At 45.5% G+C, this 21,070-nt stretch carries 20 protein-coding genes and 1 rRNA gene; 5 read left to right on the top strand and 16 right to left on the bottom strand.

What is annotated here, in order from left to right; genetic code table 11:
- Nucleotides 1–113 precede the first annotated feature (113 nt).
- The 5 genes from BUB86_RS06300 to BUB86_RS06280 all read right to left on the bottom strand — a co-directional run bounded on the left by BUB86_RS06300 (nt 114) and on the right by BUB86_RS06280 (nt 7,465).
- The gene (locus BUB86_RS06300; protein WP_073207101.1) at nt 114–1,253 is read right to left on the bottom strand and encodes a SusE domain-containing protein; all 1,140 of its coding nucleotides are present in this window, start codon (nt 1,251–1,253) and stop codon (nt 114–116) included.
- A gap of 32 nt (nt 1,254–1,285) precedes the next feature.
- Nucleotides 1,286–3,202 (bottom strand): RagB/SusD family nutrient uptake outer membrane protein, encoded by a 1,917-nt coding sequence (locus BUB86_RS06295; RefSeq protein ID WP_073207098.1) that lies wholly within the window; start codon nt 3,200–3,202, stop codon nt 1,286–1,288.
- Between the two features lie 16 nt (nt 3,203–3,218).
- Nucleotides 3,219–6,266, bottom strand: a complete 3,048-nt coding sequence (locus BUB86_RS06290; RefSeq protein WP_254795114.1) for a SusC/RagA family TonB-linked outer membrane protein — start codon at nt 6,264–6,266, stop codon at nt 3,219–3,221.
- A 369-nt stretch (nt 6,267–6,635) separates the two neighbouring features.
- A complete protein-coding gene (locus BUB86_RS06285; protein ID WP_073207094.1) occupies nt 6,636–7,064 on the bottom strand; it encodes a hypothetical protein in 429 nt (142 codons plus the stop codon).
- 5 nt (nt 7,065–7,069) lie between these two features.
- Entirely contained in the window at nt 7,070–7,465 is a 396-nt protein-coding gene (locus BUB86_RS06280) for a hypothetical protein (protein ID WP_139261471.1), read from the bottom strand.
- A 196-nt stretch (nt 7,466–7,661) separates the two neighbouring features.
- Between BUB86_RS06280 and BUB86_RS06275 the strand changes: the two genes are divergently transcribed.
- The 4 genes from BUB86_RS06275 to BUB86_RS06260 all read left to right on the top strand — a co-directional run bounded on the left by BUB86_RS06275 (nt 7,662) and on the right by BUB86_RS06260 (nt 11,741).
- Nucleotides 7,662–9,329 (top strand): ATP-binding protein, encoded by a 1,668-nt coding sequence (locus tag BUB86_RS06275; protein WP_073207087.1) that lies wholly within the window; start codon nt 7,662–7,664, stop codon nt 9,327–9,329.
- 86 nt (nt 9,330–9,415) lie between these two features.
- Nucleotides 9,416–9,745, top strand: a complete 330-nt coding sequence (locus BUB86_RS06270) for a hypothetical protein (protein ID WP_139261469.1) — start codon at nt 9,416–9,418, stop codon at nt 9,743–9,745.
- 68 nt (nt 9,746–9,813) lie between these two features.
- Nucleotides 9,814–10,599: a helix-turn-helix transcriptional regulator gene (locus BUB86_RS06265; RefSeq protein WP_073207080.1), complete on the top strand. Its 786-nt coding sequence runs from the start codon at nt 9,814–9,816 to the stop codon at nt 10,597–10,599.
- A 41-nt stretch (nt 10,600–10,640) separates the two neighbouring features.
- Nucleotides 10,641–11,741 carry a hypothetical protein gene (locus BUB86_RS06260; RefSeq protein WP_073207077.1) on the top strand — a complete coding sequence of 367 codons (1,101 nt, stop codon included), beginning with the start codon at nt 10,641–10,643 and terminating at the stop codon, nt 11,739–11,741.
- A 14-nt stretch (nt 11,742–11,755) separates the two neighbouring features.
- On the opposite strand, the gene BUB86_RS17175 is transcribed toward BUB86_RS06260, so the two are convergent.
- From BUB86_RS17175 to BUB86_RS06215, 10 genes are all read right to left on the bottom strand, one after another.
- Complete coding sequence (locus tag BUB86_RS17175; protein WP_139261467.1) at nt 11,756–11,953, bottom strand: hypothetical protein; 198 nt, start codon at nt 11,951–11,953, stop codon at nt 11,756–11,758.
- Between the two features lie 34 nt (nt 11,954–11,987).
- The gene (locus BUB86_RS06255) at nt 11,988–12,944 is read right to left on the bottom strand and encodes a hypothetical protein (RefSeq protein WP_073207074.1); all 957 of its coding nucleotides are present in this window, start codon (nt 12,942–12,944) and stop codon (nt 11,988–11,990) included.
- A gap of 41 nt (nt 12,945–12,985) precedes the next feature.
- Nucleotides 12,986–14,509, bottom strand: coding sequence for a DUF2779 domain-containing protein (locus BUB86_RS06250; protein ID WP_073207070.1), 1,524 nt, complete (start codon nt 14,507–14,509; stop codon nt 12,986–12,988).
- 209 nt (nt 14,510–14,718) lie between these two features.
- Complete coding sequence (locus tag BUB86_RS06245; RefSeq protein WP_073207056.1) at nt 14,719–15,168, bottom strand: GatB/YqeY domain-containing protein; 450 nt, start codon at nt 15,166–15,168, stop codon at nt 14,719–14,721.
- A gap of 75 nt (nt 15,169–15,243) precedes the next feature.
- Nucleotides 15,244–15,783, bottom strand: a complete 540-nt coding sequence (locus tag BUB86_RS06240) for a DUF255 domain-containing protein (RefSeq protein ID WP_073207363.1) — start codon at nt 15,781–15,783, stop codon at nt 15,244–15,246.
- A gap of 64 nt (nt 15,784–15,847) precedes the next feature.
- On the bottom strand, nt 15,848–16,069 hold the full coding sequence (locus BUB86_RS06235; RefSeq protein WP_013063838.1) for a DUF2795 domain-containing protein: 222 nt from the start codon (nt 16,067–16,069) through the stop codon (nt 15,848–15,850).
- 65 nt (nt 16,070–16,134) lie between these two features.
- The gene (locus tag BUB86_RS06230; protein ID WP_073207053.1) at nt 16,135–16,698 is read right to left on the bottom strand and encodes a cob(I)yrinic acid a,c-diamide adenosyltransferase; all 564 of its coding nucleotides are present in this window, start codon (nt 16,696–16,698) and stop codon (nt 16,135–16,137) included.
- Nucleotides 16,699–16,704: 6 nt separating this feature from the next.
- The gene (locus BUB86_RS06225; RefSeq protein WP_073207050.1) at nt 16,705–17,223 is read right to left on the bottom strand and encodes a hypothetical protein; all 519 of its coding nucleotides are present in this window, start codon (nt 17,221–17,223) and stop codon (nt 16,705–16,707) included.
- A gap of 222 nt (nt 17,224–17,445) precedes the next feature.
- Nucleotides 17,446–18,225, bottom strand: coding sequence for a hypothetical protein (locus BUB86_RS06220; RefSeq protein WP_139261465.1), 780 nt, complete (start codon nt 18,223–18,225; stop codon nt 17,446–17,448).
- Between the two features lie 18 nt (nt 18,226–18,243).
- The gene (locus BUB86_RS06215) at nt 18,244–18,885 is read right to left on the bottom strand and encodes a helix-turn-helix domain-containing protein (RefSeq protein ID WP_081373131.1); all 642 of its coding nucleotides are present in this window, start codon (nt 18,883–18,885) and stop codon (nt 18,244–18,246) included.
- 413 nt (nt 18,886–19,298) lie between these two features.
- Here BUB86_RS06215 and BUB86_RS06210 point away from each other — a divergent pair, with 413 nt between their 5' ends.
- On the top strand, nt 19,299–20,249 hold the full coding sequence (locus BUB86_RS06210; RefSeq protein WP_175549424.1) for a helix-turn-helix domain-containing protein: 951 nt from the start codon (nt 19,299–19,301) through the stop codon (nt 20,247–20,249).
- 509 nt (nt 20,250–20,758) lie between these two features.
- On the opposite strand, the gene rrf is transcribed toward BUB86_RS06210, so the two are convergent.
- Nucleotides 20,759–20,871 (bottom strand): 5S ribosomal RNA (gene rrf, locus BUB86_RS06205).
- Nucleotides 20,872–21,070: the final 199 nt, after the last annotated feature.

Here is a 21,070-nt window from a genome sequence, read left to right as displayed (position 1 = left end):
CAACGTACTATGTCAATTCAAATTATAACAATTATTAACGCCCCCGTATACCAATAGGCACCTAATGACTCCAAGCAAGTCACTAAGTGCCTATCAGTTAGAAAGATAGCGTATTACTCTGCGGGTTCAAATTTTGTCCACATATCAGTAGCTAGCAGACAGAGTGTCAACGTATAACGTCCACTCACAGAAGGCACCCACTTCACGTCGCCGCCATTGTCCTGATAGCGGTATGTCGACAGACGATGATCAGTCACTGGGTCGGCATTATAATCTGGTGCGAAGAAGAAAGGATCGCCCCAGCCGTTACCAACACCTATCTTAAACTCGCCACCGGCATTAAAGTCACCCGTCCATGCATAATAGTAAGGCTCACGGGCACTTCCCACCATCTCCAGTCTACCTGTAGAGGTATTGGTATTCCAACCTACCGAACAACCATTACCACAAATCCAGATAAGACCTGGTGTAGGCAGCTGCACAATGTCGAGCACACGACAGTCGTTAAAGCCGTTGTTGGTATCTACAATAACAGTGCGTCGACCTTGACCTTCAAAGCGGAAGTCACTAATCTCACCTTCTGTACAATAAACCATCTGCTCAGCATCACTACCGTCGGCCATACCGTAGGCAGGATAGTCTTGGTCGGATGTTGTAAAGTGGAACTTACAGGGATTCATATCCAGCGTCACTTCATAGATACCTGTACCCAGCTGGCGCTGCTCCAAGCGCTGCGACAGTTGCTGCCCCTCATCAGTCGTAATCTTCATATAGAGATATGGTGGGTACTTCTCATAACCAGTCACAGTAAACTCAACGGTTGATTCTTCAGGCTTAATGTAACGCTGCTCGTTATGAACATTACAAAGCAGCTGGGCTGTTACACTGATAGCCTGTCCGGGCAATACCCATTGCGACATGAGGGTGTTTAGCTCGTCGTGAGTAAGAGAGTAAGAAAGATTGGTACCAAGATCGATATACTCTGACCTACTATCCTTCTGGGCCGATGGATAAAGACACATCTTGTAAGTCACCAGATCAGTTGGCGACATGGGGCTAGTAGCAGCATCCCAAGTAAAGGTAACTGCCGTCTGATCGGCCACACCTTTATTCAGAACAATCTCCTCAACAGAGCATTTTACATGCATTTCATCGGGATATGTTTCCAAAGTGAAGTACTCCGGATCCTTGTTACACGATCCCAACAGCAATCCCATGCACAGGGCACAGAAAGTTATCGCATATTTCTTCATACTTTTGCTTTTTCTAATTTTACACTTGTACATTAATTAACCCAGAATGGAGCCTCGCGCAGGTTGGGGTTCTTCTCATACTCATCTATGTAGATAGGCATCCAGTAGTACTGGCGCTTCCAGATACGGGTCTGGAACACTGTACGCTTAAAGAACTCCTCCTCATTACGTCCCTGGAAGTTCATTCCATAATCATCACCACACATCTCAGGCAGATTCTCTGCTTCCATCCAGCGACGGATGTCATACCAGCGGTTGTTCTCGCAGCAGAGTTCTACACGACGCTCAGCACGTATCACACGACGAACCTCTGTCTGTGTATCGTCTACATGGATGTAGTTCTCGTCCATCTCGCTCACGTTATCAGTTGTATACATTCGCACACCAGCACGCTTACGGATACGATTCACGTATTCCAGAGCCTCGTTTCGCGATGCACTGTTGTCGTAGCACTCGTTCAGTGCCTCAGCATAATCCAGATAGGTGAAGGCCAGACGATAGGTAAAGCCCTGACGTGGGGTAACAGATCCTGTCAGATTGTTGTCAAGCACATTCAGACCCTTACGAGCCAGATAGCCGTTCTGTGGCGCATCGTGTGGCGATGAGGTCTGCACGTTATCGCGACCGTTATAGAAGAAATCATACTTACGATTGCCAACGGCCAACCAGGCACCATGGAACGATACGGCATTATAGAAACGGGGTTCACGGTTACAGTACATATTATAGGTACCGCGATCGGTTACCTGACCGGGCTTACCGGTACCATACTCCCAGCTGGTGATATCAGAACGGTCGTCGATAGTGGTCGACATGCCATTCTCTACATATCCCGAGTTTGGATCGGTAATAGGCAGACCGTTCTTGGTGAAGAAGGCATCTACAAGACCTTGATATACACCAAGACCATTACCACCACCATAGTCACGAACACTTACCTTAACCAAGAAGAAATTCCTATAACTGTTATCCTTTGTCACAGGGAAGGTAATCTCGTGGTTACCCTCGCTCCAGCGCTTGATGTGTACATTATAGGTACTCATAAAGGGGTCGATGTCGCCATTAGGACCTTGCTCTGTATAAAGCTCATAGCCGGCTTTCTCTGCCTCGTCGATACAGAGTTTCAGAGCTTCAACGGCACGCACCCACTTCTGTGGGTCGTAGGTCTGATTGAAAATCTGTTCACCTTCATTATTCACATAATCCTTGTACCAAGGATTGCCGTTTACTAGTGGACTGGCTGCAAACAGCAGCATACGTGAACGAACTGTAAGCGCCATGATGCGGTTGATACGACCATACTTAGAGGGATCGTCATACACGGCTGGCAGCGCCATAGCTGCTTCCAGCATCTGCTTATCGCAATAGTCTACCACATCGTCAAACTTCGACTGGCCTACCATCAGGTCACTCAGATCAAAGTCGGTTGGGGCGATGTAATCGGGCTTAAAGGGGATACCGCCATGGTTCTCAGCCAACTGCCACCAGCCATAGGCGGTCAGGAATTTCACCTCGTTCTTCATGTTATCTACCTCCGACTGTGGCAGATCGTGGTCGGGCATAGCCTTTACCATGTTATTGAAGATATAGCCATGACGAATATAACGGGGCATCATCTGCCAGTAATTGGCATCCCACTGCGAGTTGATGGTCCACTGACCGAAGATCTTTGGAATCACCTTGCTCCAGTCCCACTGCTGCCATCGCTTAGAAGGGGTCAAGTCGTCGGCAAACACCTCGAAACCATCGGTTTTCAGTTCCCATTTATCAGGAGTATGGATCACGTTATAGACATAGGCCAGCCATTGGTAGACCTTTTCACGGTTCTCAAACACCATATCGGTGGTCAGCTCGGTATCGGGTTCCTTGTCAAGATAGTCAGAGCACGACACTAATGAGCCGCTGATGGCGCTAAGCGCGCAGAAAATATATAGAAGTTTCTTCTTCATAACAATATACTATAAACTAAAAGTTAATGTCAACACCGAACATCACAGAACGGTTCATCGGATATTTCAAACCATCGTTGGTACCCAGCTCAGGATCCCATAGTTTGAATGCTGAGAGACAGAACAGGTTGTTACCGCTCACGAATACACGACAGCTCTTCACATAGAAGTTCTGCAGCCATGTCTTAGGGAATGTATATCCCACCTCGATGGTCTTACAACGCAAGAAACTCATATCCTTTTTCCACCAAGTAGAACGACGATAGTTGTTCACATTAGGACCATAGGTCAGGCGAGGCCAGAAGGCATAAGGATCCTGATTATCCTCAGTCCAACGGTCACTGATATTATAGCTGTAGGCATTACCCTCGGTAGTGGTACCTCCACCAGGCAGGAAGTAAGGCTGATTACCAATCACACGATACATATCGCCTGTTCCCTGGAAGAAGAAGTTAAAGTCTACGTTCTTATAGCTGATCACACCACCGAAACCATATACGATACGTGGATCCTCAGTACCACCGATATAACCTTCGTCGGCCTCAGTAATCACACCGTCGCCATTCACGTCTACATACTTGATATCACCGGGATGGAGCACAGCAGCGCCCACTCCTTCCTGCGAGGGGATACCGTCTTTCAGGGTGCCATCCTCATTAAAGTCCTCATAGCCGAACAAGCGCTCAGCGGTCAATCCCCACAACTCATTCATCGAGCGACCTGTGGCCGAACGGTGAGTACCCTTCAGTGCATCTGGCTCATCCTTCTCATCTACACGGTTCTTGGCATAGGTAAAGTTTCCATAAGCCGAGGTAAAGAAGTCCTTATTCCACTGCTTGTGGAAGTTGAGCGTCATCTCCAGTCCGTGATTCGACACCTGACCGTAGTTAGCCCAAGGTGCTTTTACAAAACCTGTCTGTGTAGGGATGATGCTACGCTGCATAAAGATATTCTTACGCTTCTCGCTAAAGATATCGAAATTCAGGTCCAGCATATTCCACAGGCCCAGTTCGATACCCAGGTTTTTCTTTGTCACCGTTTCCCATGTCAGATTGTCAACACCGATTTCGCCTTCGGTGATACCTTTACCATAGTCACGCTGTGCGTTGGTACCCCACTTATAACCCTCTGCATCGGTGATAAGCGTTCCAAGGTAAGCAAAACGGCGACCGCCGATATTATCATCACCAGCCTGTCCGATGCTGGCGCGGAACTTAATCTTATGGAAAATAGATTTCCACTTCTCCATAAAGTGTTCCTCACTCAGCAACCATCCAATGGCTACAGATGGGAAGAAACCAAAACGCTTGCCTTTTGCAAAGTTCTCAGAACCGTTATAACCGAAGTTGAACTCAGCCACATAGCGGTTATCGTAGGTTGCCGACAAGCGACCTGCAATACCCTGCTTGCGATAATCTTGTATGCTACCATCATCATAGGCCTGCTGGTTGTAGAGCACCATGGCATCTACATCAGTCTTACCGAAACGATGACTATACATCAGGTCTGTTTCAAAATATACACGGGTATTTCCATATTCGTTACCTTGCTCATTACCAAGCGACTCATCACCAGCTTCATACTGTGAATATATCAGGTTACCCTCCTCATCACGTCCAGTTGCGGGGAATACGGTACTTGGCTTGGCAGTACGACTGCGACGACTTCTGTTCCAACGGTCAAAGCTGAACAATCCCTTTGCCTTCAAACCAGGAATAATCATGCCAAGGTCTTGTTCCACGCTGAACAGTGTCTGAATCTTACTTGATGTGATAAAGTCGTAACCCTGCTGCGTAACTGTACGCCAAGGATTGGCACGATACGAGATAACAGGTATGGCTCCATCACTATAGCGAGCAGGATGCACAAAAGGCAGTGTTCTGAAAGCTTCGCCGAAAGCACCATCAGTATCACAACGCTGTTTCTTAAAGCGATTAAGATAACCACCGATGTTCACGCGAAGCATCGTAGTCTTTGTAACATCCATGTCGATGTTGGTGCGCAGGTTGTACTGCTGGTTATTGGTCGAATTGTCAAAAATCAGACTCTTATCCTGCTCCAGTATACCCGACTCCTTGAAGTAAGAAGTAACGATAGAGTAGCGCAGAAAGTCAGAACCGCCACTGATATCCAGGTTTCCACGAGTAGTGTATGAATAATCCTTGGTGATGGCATCCACCCAGTTCACGTCGGGATAGAGGTCTGGATCATAACCAGAACGTGTGCGGTCTATCTGCTGCTGGGTAAAAGGCAAAGCCACACCATCCTGTGTAGCCAGCTCGTTCAGCAGTGTCATATAGTCGGGGGCGTTCATAAACTCAGGCATCTTGGTGGGCTGATTGATAGAATGCTCCAAATGGAAGTTCACCTGTGGTGCACCTATCTTACCACGCTTGGTGGTGATGACGATCACACCGTTAGCACCGCGCACACCATACATGGCCGAGGCCGAAGCATCTTTCAGGATAGAGAACGACTCGATTTCGGCCACATCCACATTATTCAGGTCACGCTCCACACCGTCAATCAGAATCAGCGGGTTGTTACTGCCTGAGAAGGTAGAGATACCACGAATCCAGAAGTTTGAGTCGTCATAACCAGGCTCACCCGAGCGCTGGATTCCGATAATACCACTCAGCTTACCAGCCAGGTTATTAGATAATGTACGTGTAGAGCCGAACTGCAACTCTGAGGGGCGGATGGTTTCGATAGCACCGATCACCGATGCCTTTTTCTGACTGGCGTAACCTGTTACCACCACCTCGGTAAACTCATTGGTCTCCTCTTCCAGCATCACGTTCAGCAGTCGCGCTCCATTCACCTTGACCTGCTTGCTGGCAAATCCAATGTAGTTAAACTCCAGTGTTGTACCGCTTTTTGATGGCACATTGATTCTGAACATACCGTCGGCATCAGTGATAGCACGGGTCTCCGTTCCCACCAATGTAACAGTAACACCAATAAGTGGTTCTTTTTGTTTGTCAGTAACCAGACCGGTAACCTGTGTAGTCTGTACGCTTTGTGCCATAGCAGCAGGTGCATCAGGCAACAACGGAGCAGCCATCAACATGGTCAGACTGCAAAACATCACAGAACTGGCAGGTAACCAGTAGTGACAGAATTTGGATAGTTGTTGTTTCATCATTTAATAATTGATAAATTGTTTATTTGTTAGCTTTGATCGATTTTGCGGTGCAAAGTTACCTCCTTATCATCATTATCCGCTAATAAATGCGAATTGTATAAGGTATCATCTACTCTGTATCAAGAAGCAATGACTGATAATCAAGCAGTTACAATAGCACTACTTGATACTGATGTATAACAGATGTATTGGTGTTTTTTATAGTATGAATCAGCAAATAACTATCTTACTTGATCATTCAGTACTCATCCTCGTTGAAGTGAATTAACGCTTTTTCAGTAAAGCCTACTATTCTGGTATGTCTATGGGGTGTTTGATTACAATACGTCCACCGGCATCACCGAAAACATGATCACCAATAAGTCGGACGGTATATGGAACATACAAGGTCAAACGTTCTTCAGAATTTTGTCGCCAATAAAATGCATCGTCACAGATAGTCACTACACCCTCTTTAACGGTGTATTCTGGCTCGTTAAAGGCACTCAGGCAGTTAAGCAGGTGCTTCCCGTCTTTGGTATATACCACAAAGTGATCGTCTATCATCCTGTCGTCATCGTCAAACACGTCTGGCGACGTAATGACTTCGGGGTCATCATAACGCTTTTCCCAATCACGAATAAGGCCAAAAGCCTCCTCATCACCACATAACCAGACCTCCCCGTCAATGGTGTACAGATATTCATCACCGTCTTTTTCTCTGTCAAACTGTTTCATATTTCTCAACAATTATCGTCATCATAGCGAAGCTGACTTCTAAACATAGCCAGCGCTGTTTCATCAGAAACTCCATCATCCACATTTTCACCTTTCTCAACTATATCCGAGAAAAACGCTTTTACCCGTTGCCAATCCGTTTGAGGACTATCAGCATCTTGTGAGCCTTTTAGCCTAAAGCAAACCCACTCCCCACGAAACATCGGTTCATGTTGAACGGGACTTATCAGATAGTCGCCACGCAACAAGTGAACATACTCATCAGTCTGAATGATATACACATCAAAGTAAGCAGTTAGCCACGCTACTACCGCCTTCTCTTCCTCACTTAGCCCGTCTGTTAAGGCCTCAACATCTACAAACACCGTCTTCTTATACTTGCGAGGCGGGCAGGGCTTCATTCTTCTATATTCCTTCATATTATACCATATTAAGAATTATGGTGCAAAAATACATAATTATGATGAATCACTAAAATATAAAGCGTAAATTTTTTCGACACCCCCATGACAAATAAATTTACAGGATCCGCTTTGATTGTTTCCTGATATTTCTTACCTTTGCCGCCGCAAATAATTAATAAAGAAAGGATATCATATGATTGAAGACAACTTTACCTTTGGCGACAGAGAGCCATCCATCTTATTAGCTTTTGAAGCTATCATCAACAGATCTGAGGATTGCGGACTTAGCGATGACAGTATCTATATTGAGACCAAGGAGGCCTTCGATTACGTAGCCAAGAAACTAGATCTCACCCATCCACAGGTTTTGGCCTTGGCTCTTACGGTCAACTTCTGTGGTGATCAACGCATCGAGATGGCAGATTACTGTCGACACCTACATTGCACTTCATTCCGTTTTCTTCCCTACTTAAAGGAACTGGAAGTGCTGGCAGAAAGGGGCTATATTATCTGTAATCGTTCAAACTGCCGTCCAACATACCGCATACCTTATTATATATTAGAGGCGCTGAACGACAACCGGAATATCAACACTATCGACATTAAAGAGTTGGACTGTCAGGATCTGTTCTGCCAATTCGACGGCATCTTCGACATGCTGGACGACCAAGAGATGACCATTCTAGGTGCCACCAAAAAGATACAGGCACTCATGGCCAACAATCCTACGCTTGGCTTCTGTCAGTTTGTAAATACGTTTAATCTCAATGATGAGGATCTGCTATTATTGGTATATTTTGCACATGCCTTCGTCAATAATCACGACGACCGTATCAATCAGATGGATATCAAATCGGTATTCAAGGATCGTCATATCTCGAAAAGCATTTGCAACGAGCTGAACAGGGAGAGCCACATACTAATGCGCCATCAGTTGGTTGAATTCTGCAACGAAGAGGGCTTTGCCAACAGAAGCTATTACCACCTGACATTATCTGCCAAGAAGGTCATGCTGAGCGAACTCGACATCGACCTAAAAAATGAAGATACGATGCGTCATGGACTTACCCCTCATGAGCAGATAGAGAAGAAACAGATGTACTACGACGAGAGCACCTCACTACAGGTGAACGAACTGAGCAATCTGCTCAGCGAGGACAACTATCAGGGCATTCGCAGTAGGCTGAAGGAGAAGGGCTTCCGTTGTGGATTTGCCTGTCTGTTCTATGGTGCTCCTGGTACGGGAAAGACGGAGACTGTACTACAGCTGGCTCGACAAACAGGTCGTGACATCATGCAGATAGACGTGACTGAGATCAGAAGCAAGTGGGTGGGCGACAGCGAGAAGAACATCAAGGCGGTGTTCGACAACTATCGCCACAAAGTGCGCGACTGCGAAAAGACGCCTATCCTCCTGTTCAACGAGGCCGATGCCATCATCAGTCGTCGCAAGGAGTCTGTAGAGCACTCAGTCGACAAGATGGAGAACACCATCCAGAATATCATTCTGCAGGAGATGGAGACGCTAGACGGCATCCTCATCGCCACCACCAATCTGGAGCAGAACATGGACAAGGCCTTCGAGCGCCGATTCCTCTACAAGGTGAAGTTCAACAAGCCCACCCTTGAGGCCCGTCGCAACATCTGGCTCTCAATGATTCCCTCGTTGGAGGATGATATTGCCACACAGCTGGCTCAGAAGTTCGACTTCAGCGGAGGACAGATAGAGAATATAGCCCGCCACTATACCATTGACAGCATCCTGCATGGCAACAACGATAACATGAAGGATACCCTCTTTCGCCACTGCGAGAACGAGCAGTTGGACAATAAAAACAACAGACGAATAGGTTTCAATTAAGTATTAACAATTAAATTATAAAGATCATGGCATTTGAATTTCCAAAGGACAATGAACCACGTAGCGTTAGGACTAATCGTGCGATTATGAAACAGGTTGAAAGTTATAGTCCTATCTATCAGTCGCAGAAAAAGCGTGAAACCTTCAACGGCAATGGCCGTTGGGGGCTGGTTATCTATTACTACTTTCTGGAAAAGCTACTAACGCAGCTGAGAAAAGACTTGAAGTATACTGAGAATGAGTGGAAAACTTCCATTTGGGAAGAAGCTTCGAAACTGGTTGAAGAGCCTGAAGACATTATTGAAGGACTGAAGAAGCTACAGCCCATCTGCCAGAGAGGTTGTGAGGAAGTGCTGGAGGATCTTGCCAATGCCATCCAACTTCTTACCGCGATCAAAGCGTTTGAAGAAAAATAGATAAAAAAGTGCATGGAGAAAAAAATTATTGTATCTTTGCACCAGATAAAAACCAAAAACATCATTATATGAATATCAACATTGGAGAACTCATCAAAGAAGAGATGGATCGGCAGGGTATCACCGCTACGCAACTAGCAAGGAAAATCTACTGCGAAAGAACTAACGTGATTAACATCACCCATCGCAACAGCATCAACACTGAGTTGCTTATGCGCATCTGTCGCGCTTTAAAAGTTAACTATTTCTCGATTCTGGCTGACGAGATGTGGAAAGAAGGTTTGCCCAAACCAGATGATTCCAACAATAACGGACAGCTCGCGATGGTCATCGACAAAAAAGATATGCCTTATTTCAATGATAAGGATATCAGCGAAGGCTTCCAGAAGATCAAAGTGCTGGATATCAGTCTAGAAATCAATGGCGTCAACTTCGACGAGTGTCTGGAACTACCGCAAGAAGCCTTCCCTTTGCTGGTGTATGCCTACAGCTGTGCTTTGGATGGGCCACTAAAGAATATGGATGACGAGCAGCTTGACGAGAATTTCTTCCCTTGGCTTATAGATAACCATCCACGTCTGGCTTGCTTTATAATGAATGCTGTAGAGGATTTGCTGACAGAGCGTATTGCTGATGACGTAGAGGGAACATACAGAGATGTCATCAATTACGAAGAACCTGCCGACATTAACGACTGGTACGCCCTTGGCGACAACAAGATCAAATACATGTTAGGCGATTTGACAGAACGCATTCGCTATGCCAAACGGCCTTTATCTTGGCTATTACCTCCTTTTGATTTGTATTCCGAACCGATAAAATCAGAATACTCTCAAATCTTTGCCAATGAATAACGTAATAAAACAACAAAGTAAATATCTAAAAAAAAATTATTATGAATACAGCTATTAATTTCCTTCTTCGAGACAAATTTCAAGAATGGTTAATACAACATGGTAAAGAAAAAACGTATAATCAGTATTTCCGCTTAGACAAATTAGAGACTTCAGGAAATCTTCTATTGTACTATGATATTATTGCTAGTTTTTTATATTATGATGAGCGCATATATGCTTACACCGTTCTAAATAAGTGGGAAAGAGAGGTCAAGAATAAGGTCAAAAGAAATGGAGAAAGCGCTAATCTCATTTCATATTTGAATAGATACAAAGAATTTATTCATGAAATTATCCGTAAGGAAGATATACATCAAATCTTAAACGGGAGCAATAAAATAATCAATTCTGATATCTTGGCCTCAATACGAAAAGATCTTAATCAATCTGAACTTGCTCAGATTGATGGAATGGATTCTCTTTTAGAAGCATTTGATTATGGAGAGAAAGATATCATTAAACTTGCAATAGAATCATCTTTCTTTTTTGATAAGGACATGGTAGAACACCGTCTTTGTGAAATTGCTAATAAAATAAGCAATAACGAACCTTTGCCTGCGCGAAAAAGCAAAAAGTTCGATAAAGAACAAGATAATATTTGGTATTACTGCGAGGATGATAAGCATATTTGTAAAATAGAAAGAGATGGAAATGGAAATGCTTTAGTGTGCCAGATGATTAATTATTATACAGGTTATAATCTTGGTTCCGTATTAAAGAAAAAACCATTTAAAAATTTCATTATTTCCCACTTATGGGGAGGAGCTGTTAATCCTTTCTATTTCACTAATCTTTGGAACATTGTTTTAGTGCCAGCATGGGCAAACCACCTTCTTGATAAAGATATTGATGACGAAGATTCTCTTGCTTCAAAACTTAAAGCAACATTTATGTGTATTTGTAGCAAATACTATAATTTTAAGAAAATGAGCAAATCAACTTCTTGGAAGGTGTCAAATTTTCCAGAAATAAAAGGACAGCCCAAAAGAGGGAACTACAAAATACAAACAATTAAGCCTATTATTGAAATTTCAAATCAGATGTCTATTGAAAAGAACTCTAAAGTAGGGAAAATAGCAATAGAACAAGTCAAAATATAATAATCATTCGATTCTCAAAATATTTTCCAATCCTTGCCTGTGATGACAGAGATGGGCTTTGCCATTCGGCAAAGCACCAGCCCTGCCACCACAAGTAGGGTTCTTATCCAAAAGCTACCAGTGCCCGTAAGGCCCAGCCATACCAGATAGAGCGGACTCAATATCAGGCATAGCGACAACAGGAGCATCAGGGCAGCGAGGAGGAGTTTCATGAAAAATCTATATTATTGCTGCTCAGAGAATAATCTATTCATGTTCATTAATCCATTTCAAAAGAAGATTTCTACTACTTGCTTCAAACCATTGTGAACAAAGGTAATAATTCTTCTTATCAAATTCTATTGGCATTACATAATACCTTTCTTTAGGGAACTGACTTTCCTCAGATACTAATAAAGGATAGTTAATACCGAAAACTTCTTTTGACCAATCAGAACGTTGCATATTCTTTATTTCAGTCATGTTTACGCGATTGTTTTCAATTGCGTCACGCAGAGTATGATTGGCCAATCGGCCAATTTTCATTTCCGTATAGACAGATGTAGATAATTGACAAGAAGTAGAATTCTGTTTGTAGAACATCTTCCATAGTTGATATGATCGAACAAACAATTCATTGCTATCTTTTATGTTGCTACTATCCAAAAGAACATAATCTAATAATTGTGTTTTAAAGTCGTCATTGGCAAGGATATGGAAAGAAAAATCAAAGTTGTGATCCTTCATGAAATTCTGTAATTTCTCTATACAAGGCTCAATTATATCTAAAGAGTTTTTTTTGATAATTGGCGAGGCAAAGATTATCTCCGCATCAGTACACCCAAAATAAATATTTAAGCATACTGCAATACGAAAAAACTTAGCTATAATTTTTGATGCATTCTTTTTGGGCGAGCCATATCCTAATCCCCCTTCATGATAAGCTACTTCTACAGCATAAACTTTTTGCTCTTCTCCCATCGAAATACCAATCGCATCGCATTCTGTTTGCTTAATAAGCTGGCCAATATTCGTATTTTTGCCAAATACATCAAGCTCATCAATATATAAATCCGCTAATTCTTCATAAATCTTTTGCCAATTCGCATTGGTTGACTGTTCTGACCATTTTGACGAAACTTTCCAATTGGTCTGTACAATTTGACATTCTTTTACATGACGAAGCCATGAATAAATCAACGATTCTCCAATTTCAATTTTCATTTTTATATTGTTTAGTTACTCTTGTACACTTTTGTGTAATTTTATTCTTGTTCTTTCAATCTCTCCCAAACCTTCACCATTGCATAGGTATCCAGGCAACAGTAGGCAAGGAGGGCTTTGCGGGTGGCGGCTTGTTCTGCGGGCTCCATATCCTTGATTTGTGGGAAGATGGTCATAGCATTACCACCATTCTGACAACGTTCGTCGAGGTTGTGATAATCAAGCGAGGGCTCGTTGGGCCAGAGGGCAGGCAACACGTATTTGATACTGGTGGAACCTCCCATGGCGGGCACATAATAATGACCTGCCTTGAAGGGATCCCACAAATCTACAATGTGGTCACGGATATTCAGCAGATGTTCACTGAGGTCAGGGAAGGCCTGTGCCAGCTCCTTGATACGGGTACACTCAAACGACTTGTTATAAGCCGTCACACAGACATTCATGGGAATGTCCTGACACAACTGCTCAGCTAAGGCGCGACGAGGGTCTTTACCTGATTCACCCAAGAACTCCTTATGCAACAAGGGGCCTCTCTCCTCTTCTATATAATGAAGAGAGTACTGGAAAGTAATCTGCTGATAGGGCTTGGTACCAGGATATTGCGGAATGACCACCTGCATGGTCTCAAAGTCGAGGAAGTAGAGCGGATAACTCAACTGCTGCATGAACTCACGGATGGCCTTGCAGTCAATATGCGTCTGATTCGATATCGTACAAGCCACCTGCATCTTTTGGAAATCAGTAAGTTTCTCGTCTACGATGTCATCGAAAGTCACTTTGCCATTATCATATAACTTTAACTTGCCATCAAAGCGCATTCTATACAAATCAAAGACAGATGGATGAGGTATATGTTGTGAACAATAGTTCCAAAACTCACAATGATAGGGCTTGTGGCAATACTTAGTCAAATCTGCATGTGGTTCCTGCTGACTTTGCAACGTCAGACGAGCCTTGTTTACAAAACGCTCTATATGCGGATACTCCTTAGCCACATAGTCCGTCATATCAGTAATAATAAACAGCTGCTGAATGTCGAGTTCATCGCCACGAACATAATCAGAATTCAGCCTGACAAGAAAAACATCCGTAATGTTCACACCACAATGTGTGAGCACCCACTTTTGGTAGGCTATATCCTGTGCATAGACCTCCATCTTATCTTTCTTGGCACCTTCTTCATCATCAGAAGCAGAACTGCTCTTGACCTCATAGATGGCATAACCGTCAGGCGTTTTCTTGAGTATATCGACAGCGCAATAGCAGCCCTCGAAAGTAAAAGAGGCCTCACAAATATTCTCAGTACCATCCTTCAGGCTTTGCTGCGTCTTAGAAAGCATCGCTTTCAAGTCAAGACTGCCATCGTCCTTGTGTGTTGTCACCTCAACGTAATCACCAAAAAGATGCATAGCCAAATCTCCCACCTCGTTACCTGCCTGGAAACGGGCTGTCATCTGCGGATCTTCCACTGCTAATTCTGGGTTGTAAACGCGCAACCACAAAGCCTTTTCACACTGACGGAACTTCGTGTATTTTGACTTAGAGAGTCCTTTATTAGCCATTGGTAATAGTTATTCTACATTAATAAAAAAGCAGCATGGAAAACTATAAGTTTTAAAACATGCTGTATTTATACATTTACGCTTGTTCCAAGCTAAATTAAATGATCAGTACTCATCCTCGTTGAAGTTTAAAGCACACACTGAGTACCAACGAGTTACGGTGCTCTGTGCCATTATTGTGCCACTAATTCCAAACATAAAATCAAAGCTTATGCCAGGAGTTTCTTCACTATCTCAGAGATAACTCGCCCATCAGCCTTTCCTGCCAACAGCTTGCTGGCGGTGCCCATTACCTTTCCCATCTCCTTCATACTTGTGGCTCCAACCTCAGCAATGATTTTCTTCACCTCTGCCTCTATCTCCTCTTGGGATAGTTGTTTTGGTAAATAACTCTCAAGTACCTCCACCTGTGCCAACTCTGCATCAGCCAGGTCTTGACGTCCTGCTTGTGTGTAGGTCGTTGCAGTTTCCTTGCCCTGCTTGGCCAGTTTTGAGATAATCTTCAATGCATCAGCATCATCCAATGTGTCGTTGGCTCCAGGAGCTGTTTTTGCCTCCAGAAAAACTTTCTTAATGTTGCGAAGCGTCTCCAAACGAACCTTGTCGCGAGCCTTCATTGCGGACTTGATGTCCTCGCTAATCTGATCGAATAAAGTCATAATGCTATTATTTAAACCTTAACATGATGCAAAGATACAGTTTTTTTACTCAACAATCCCCTTTTACGTGAAGTCTTAGTCTTTTTTAGCGATTACACTTTGTTTTACGGCTTTAGGAGTCCAATTCTTGAAGAAACGCAGCACTTTCTTCTGGTCATAGCCTTGGCCTTCTTCCAAGAAACTCGAATCTTGAATATGGATGACTTTACCTTCATCGTCCAACACAACAAACACTGGGAAGCCGAAACGCGCAGGGTTGTTAAGACGCTCCAGCATCTTCTTCGCTAACAGCATCTTTTCCTCTCCCTCAGACTTGCGTGGGTTATAGTTCACATGGATATAGACGAAGTTCTCGTCAATAACTTTACTGATGGTCGTATCATTTGTGATGAAGTCAGCAAAGCGTAAACACCAGGGACACCAATTTCCGCCGACCTGACAGATAACGAACTTTCCCTCAGACTTAGACTTCACTATAGCCTGGTATATCTGCTCGATGGGGTTGATGTCCTCGTTATACACCTTCTTCTGCTCGACCTTTGGACGCAAGGTCTGGGCATTCAACGTCAGAGCAAGACAGACCCCTAAAAATGATAGGATTAACTTATTTCTCATTTCTTCAAGGTTTTCTGATCTAAAAAAAGACTGACATCCATGTGGATTGCCAGTCTCTTGTTTCTTAATACTCATCCTCGTTGAATAGAAAATCTTCCTTCGTAGGATAGTCGGGCCAGATATCCTCGATACTTTCGTATACTTCACCTTCATCCTCTATCTCTTGCAGGTTCTCCAGTACTTCGAGAGGAGCGCCTGAGCGGATTGCATAGTCTATAAGTTCGTCCTTGGTTGCAGGCCAAGGGGCATCTTCAAGTTTTGAAGCTAATTCAAGTGTCCAATACATAATACAAGTTGTTAGTTTAACTGATTCATTATTTTAATTCGGCCGCAAAAGTAATCAATTATTTCCTATCTACCAACATTTTGCCAGACTATTTCACTATGATGAGCGTTAAAATTTATTTTTTTTGCCAAAACAAACAGGTAATCACTTAATCTGTTCACGTATTGTAATACCGAAGGGGTTATCTGGGCCACTTCAGCGAGGGCCACTATCCGGCGTTCGGCGCGCCTGCATACCGTGCGACACACATGTGCCTGGGCAGCTTCCTTGGTACCACCAGGCAGTATAAAACCCTGCCGCTCGGGCAGCAACTGCATGATTTCATCTACCTTCTGTTCTATCAGCTCTATCTCGCCCTCAGGCAGATGGGCCGAAGGATACAGAGGCGTTTGCTCCTGGTCGGTAGCCAGATTAGTACATACATTAAACAGGCAGTTCTGGATGCGGATAATCAACTCTTTATCCTCGCCATCCGCCATCATGGCCGCTAATAATCCCAGATGACTGTTCAGCTCATCCACTGTGCCGTATGCCTCCAGGCGTACACTGGCTTTCGAAACACGCTGACCTCCTACGAGCGAGGTTTTACCCATATCACCACCACGGGTATAGACTTTAGTTATTTTCATAATAGGCTAGAAGTTTATTAAATAGTTATGTTTATATCTGGATTTATCAAACATCACGATACCGCAATAATACAGATCGTAGGTAATCGATGTCCGTTCGTCATTCTCTATCATCTGCCAACGATCCCAATCGCGCCAGATGCCCTCAACCACCACCACCGACTGTCGGTCGCATTTGGCAAGCAGTTTTTCCCATTGGTCGTGGTCCTCGATGGTCACCCTGGCCAGTTCCACCTTTTCGATATCAGCAGAAAAGGAAGTCTTCTTGCAACCCGCCTGCCAGTACGGTTGATATTCGTCGGCTATCATCTGGTCAGGTTGTCGCCAGTTAGCCAACCGGAAGTACAGCCGTCCAAGTTTCTCTTCCAGCCAGTCGCTACTGTAAAGTTCATCGTAGGCATAATACGGCCAGTGTTCGTTTATCACATAGCGTACAAACGAATAATCGGTAGGCGACTGTATGCCAAATCCCCGGCACCGATGCACCCGCCTAACCCACACTCCCCAGCGTTTTATTTGATTCACTCGGCAAAGATACGATTAAGTGAGCAAAAAAACAAATAATTATTTGAGTATTTTAAAAAAAAGCCTCGCGTCGTGATGACGCGAGGCTCGCTTTTTCATTCTGCTTCCGATTGATCTATCTGGTCATCGACCAGGCCAAATCCGATGTTTACTACCGTTACGTCCAGATGACCACTCTCGCTCACACTGGCGCCAGTGGTACGGGCAAAGATTACTACCTCATCAGGGCGGGCCGCCGTCGGAGAGCTCCTCCAGCGTCTCGGCGCGCCAGACGAGGAACGCCACGATGGCCACGGTGAGCACCTGCGAGAGATACTCGCGCGAGAGGGCCCCCATGTTCGACGTGTACAGCCCGTAGATGGCGAAGAACACCAGCGCCAGCGCCAGGCTCTGCCACACCTGCTTGTGCTCCAGGTCGGCATAGCTCATGAGCAGCCAGCGGCCGTACTGCCGTAGCGCATATATATAATAGGTAATGAACACGGCTATCGAGCCCAGCTGCCACCAGCAGGCCAGCGTATAGCCCAGCAGCCACGAGCGCTGCGCCATGCCCACGGCGCCCAGCACCGCCACCGGCGCCTGCACCAAGAGCCACGGCCACAGCGGCCGCCGCCTATCCTGCAGCATCGCCAGCAGCACGCCCATCAAGAGCGGCACCAGCGTCATGTGGTCAAGCATGATCACCAGCAGGGTGCGCACCAAATGGTCGTCCACCAGCCACCACTGCCCCACGCCGTACCACCACACGTGGCTCAGCGCCATGGCCACCAGCGCCGCCGCTGTCCACCGCCGCAACCTCGGGCTGGAGCGCCGCGGCCGGCCCAGGCGCAGCTTCCTACCCGACGGCAGCTCAATGGTGAGCAGCTCCTCCGGTCCAGACTCATGCATCAGCAGGTTCTTCCGCCGGCAGAGCAGGTACAGCGCGGCCAGCAGAGCCAGCACCGCCGCCCCCCAGTAGAGCGCCAGGAATGCCATGTCGTGCAGTCCTCGGTAGTCGAACATAATTGGTAGTTGTGGGTTTTAGTTATTTTTGAACATCCTGTTCATGTCGCTCAGGTAATCGGTAGGCGTGATGCCGAACGAGAAGCGGAAGGCCTTGTTGAAGGCGGCAGTATCGCGGAAACCGCACTGGCCGGCGATGTCGGCTGCAGTGTAGGCAGGATGCTCCATCAGCATCTTGGCCGCATACTCTGCACGCAGCGAGTTGATGTAGTCGAGCGTACGGGCCGGATCGGCATAGCGCGGCACCAGCTGACAGAACGCCTCAGGCGTTACATCCATAAACGCGGCCAGCGCAGCCTGGTCGAAATCAGGATCGGCAAAGGGCCGCTCCTTATTGACACGGGTATCCATCTTCACAAAGAAGCTCTGCTCGGGCTCCTTGGCCTTTACCTCTATCTGCTCTACCGTCGCCAGCGCATCGTCGGATACCAGGGCGCGGTAGTCATCGAGCGCCGTGAGGATGCGTCGCAACTGCTCGTTTCGCTGACTGAGCACCTTATTATAATGTATGCTATAGCAGCCCATCGCGATGAGCGCAATCACAATGACCACCAGTGCCACTATAATGCTATTGGCCACAGCCAGGGTGTAGCCGCTGGCGTAGCAGAAGGGGGATGCCAATATAAACATCAAGGTACTAGAAATAATTCTATTATTCATGATAAAATTGTTTTAAGTTACTACTAATAATATAATAGGCGCCGTAGAATTTCGGCTTATCTTTGTGGCAAATCTACAAAAAATACACGAAGCTTGCAAGCCCCGAGCCGCTGTCAGGTGCAGATTTTTACGATTTGACAACTTTTTGTGAATTTGCACACTCAAATTGATGATTTGACAACTCAAAATTGTTAGTTTGACATGTTGGGGGCCAAGATTTTTTTGCAAAAATCATGCAACGTATCGAAAAAAGTAGTATATTTGCACACTAGATGGAAATACTTGGTCTAACCACTATACAGGCGATGCTGTTTTTCGTGCTCTACGGCGTAACGGGCGTGGTGCCGCTGATTGCGGCCTTTTACCTGCTGCTACGCCGGGCCAATGCCATTGCGCCAGGTGTTACATCGCCTGTGCGGCTGCGTCGTTGGACGGCGGCGTTCTTTGGCGTATCTACGTTGGCGCATGTGTGGTGGCTGCTGTTCTTCATCTTCGACCGAGACCTGAATTCCTTGGGCAATCTGGTGCTCGCCATGGCCGACTGCGTGCTGCTGTTCGTCACCTTCGCCGGCATGCTGCTGTCTATGCTTCAGGACCGACGTAGGCCTGTATGGCCCGCCTTGGTGGCCGTGATACCATTCGTAGCGATTGCGGGAGTGTACATGGTCTATCCCAACCACCAGCTCGAAATGTTTGCCGCTGCTTACCTCTTGTTGGTCGGCATGGTCTTTACAGGATATATGGTGTATGCCATCCGTCAATACGGTAGTTGGCTAAACAACAACTATGCTGACCTGGAGAACAAGAAAGTATGGCTATGCCAAGCGGTGGCGCTCCTCTGCATGCTGCTGTTTGTGCTCTATGTACTTGCTGACAACTTGGTCATTCTCTGGCTTGTACATATCATCGAGCTGGTGCTTGTAGGCCTGCTGATGTGGCGCGTGGAGACACTGCCTATGTTGGAACTCCCAGTCCAGCCAAAGGCTCAGCAGCCAACGGTAGTCCCCGTCACTATCGACCTGGCCCAAATCGAGAAATCGCTGGCCGAGTGCTGCGTGGCTACACAGATTTACCTGCAGCATGACCTCTCGATAGAGGAGCTGGCGCAGGTCATCGGCACCAACCGATCGTATCTCAGTCAGTATTTCTCGCGCCAGGGCATCAACTACAATATCTATATCAACAATCTGCGCATCAACTACTTTATCAGCCGCTACCAGAAGGTTGTTGCCTCCGGACAGACCTTCAAGGTACAACAGCTGGCCATCGAGAGCGGTTACCGCAGCTACAGCACCTTCAGCCGCGCATTCACCCAGCGCATGGGCCAGAGCGTCACCGCCTGGATGCACGATTCTGCCGAGTAACTTTTTGTGTATGGTGGCGGCGGTGCAGTGGGTAGGGGTATCTTCGGGTGGCGCCTGACGTTTCTTTCGCTCGAATCTCAGTCACTTTGCGGTCGTAGATGAGTCACTTTACCCCCCTAAGATGACTGCGGAACGAGTCGTAGATGACTTCGGAACGACCTGAAGATGACTTCGGAACGACCTGAAGATGACGCTAGGACAACCCTAAACTGCCTATATCATCATAATAACTTAATAATCTTTGTAACTTGTTAATAATTAGATAATTAGCTCTTACTTAGTGATATAGTGATATATACATATGCGAACTTACTATGCAAAAATAAAAATGTACCACTTTTTTATTTTTTCTTATAGGAGTTTATTTTTCCTATGTCACTATATCACCTTTGTGTTTCTGGAGGTGACTCAAGTTACTGAGAATCAGCATCTTGCGAGTCTTCAATTTCGAATATTAGCTTTTAACGAAAAGCCCCAGAGAAATGTATTCTCCAGGGCTTTCTTAAAAAAGACGGCGGCTTCCTACTCTCCCGCATTGCATTGCAGTACCATCGGCGCAGGTGGGCTTAACTTCTCTGTTCGGAATGGGAAGAGGTGGGACCCCACTGCAATAACCACCTGATAAATCTTATCTAGCATCACTAGCAAAACTAGCATCACTAGTATGGGATTGACAGTGTCGACACAAGAACTGAAGTAATTACTTCTATTAGAAACAACTACATCTGATAATATCAGCATGAAGCGAAAGATCTCGGGCAATTAGTAGTGCTCGGCTTTGACGTCACCGTCTTTACACCTGCACCCTATCAACGTCATCG

It is taken from the genome of Xylanibacter ruminicola (assembly GCF_900142525.1).
In the GTDB taxonomy this organism is placed as follows: domain Bacteria; phylum Bacteroidota; class Bacteroidia; order Bacteroidales; family Bacteroidaceae; genus Prevotella; species Prevotella ruminicola_A.
The sequence above is the reverse complement of the archived record's forward strand: the minus strand, read 5'-3'. Positions and strand labels throughout refer to the sequence as shown.

Excerpts from the sequence above, each read along its gene's own strand:
- BUB86_RS06300 (WP_073207101.1), bottom strand. The coding sequence starts at position 1,253 with ATGAAGAAATATGCGATAACTTTCTGTGCCCTGTGCATGGGATTGCTG.
- BUB86_RS06295 (WP_073207098.1), bottom strand. The coding sequence starts at position 3,202 with ATGAAGAAGAAACTTCTATATATTTTCTGCGCGCTTAGCGCCATCAGC.
- BUB86_RS06290 (WP_254795114.1), bottom strand. The coding sequence starts at position 6,266 with ATGGCTGCTCCGTTGTTGCCTGATGCACCTGCTGCTATGGCACAAAGC.
- BUB86_RS06285 (WP_073207094.1), bottom strand. The coding sequence starts at position 7,064 with ATGAAACAGTTTGACAGAGAAAAAGACGGTGATGAATATCTGTACACC.
- BUB86_RS06280 (WP_139261471.1), bottom strand. The coding sequence starts at position 7,465 with ATGAAGCCCTGCCCGCCTCGCAAGTATAAGAAGACGGTGTTTGTAGAT.
- BUB86_RS06275 (WP_073207087.1), top strand. The coding sequence starts at position 7,662 with ATGATTGAAGACAACTTTACCTTTGGCGACAGAGAGCCATCCATCTTA.
- BUB86_RS06270 (WP_139261469.1), top strand. The coding sequence starts at position 9,416 with ATGAAACAGGTTGAAAGTTATAGTCCTATCTATCAGTCGCAGAAAAAG.
- BUB86_RS06265 (WP_073207080.1), top strand. The coding sequence starts at position 9,814 with ATGAATATCAACATTGGAGAACTCATCAAAGAAGAGATGGATCGGCAG.
- BUB86_RS06260 (WP_073207077.1), top strand. The coding sequence starts at position 10,641 with ATGAATACAGCTATTAATTTCCTTCTTCGAGACAAATTTCAAGAATGG.
- BUB86_RS17175 (WP_139261467.1), bottom strand. The coding sequence starts at position 11,953 with ATGAAACTCCTCCTCGCTGCCCTGATGCTCCTGTTGTCGCTATGCCTG.
- BUB86_RS06255 (WP_073207074.1), bottom strand. The coding sequence starts at position 12,944 with ATGAAAATTGAAATTGGAGAATCGTTGATTTATTCATGGCTTCGTCAT.
- BUB86_RS06250 (WP_073207070.1), bottom strand. The coding sequence starts at position 14,509 with ATGGCTAATAAAGGACTCTCTAAGTCAAAATACACGAAGTTCCGTCAG.
- BUB86_RS06245 (WP_073207056.1), bottom strand. The coding sequence starts at position 15,168 with ATGACTTTATTCGATCAGATTAGCGAGGACATCAAGTCCGCAATGAAG.
- BUB86_RS06240 (WP_073207363.1), bottom strand. The coding sequence starts at position 15,783 with ATGAGAAATAAGTTAATCCTATCATTTTTAGGGGTCTGTCTTGCTCTG.
- BUB86_RS06235 (WP_013063838.1), bottom strand. The coding sequence starts at position 16,069 with ATGTATTGGACACTTGAATTAGCTTCAAAACTTGAAGATGCCCCTTGG.
- BUB86_RS06230 (WP_073207053.1), bottom strand. The coding sequence starts at position 16,698 with ATGAAAATAACTAAAGTCTATACCCGTGGTGGTGATATGGGTAAAACC.
- BUB86_RS06220 (WP_139261465.1), bottom strand. The coding sequence starts at position 18,225 with ATGTTCGACTACCGAGGACTGCACGACATGGCATTCCTGGCGCTCTAC.
- BUB86_RS06215 (WP_081373131.1), bottom strand. The coding sequence starts at position 18,885 with ATGAATAATAGAATTATTTCTAGTACCTTGATGTTTATATTGGCATCC.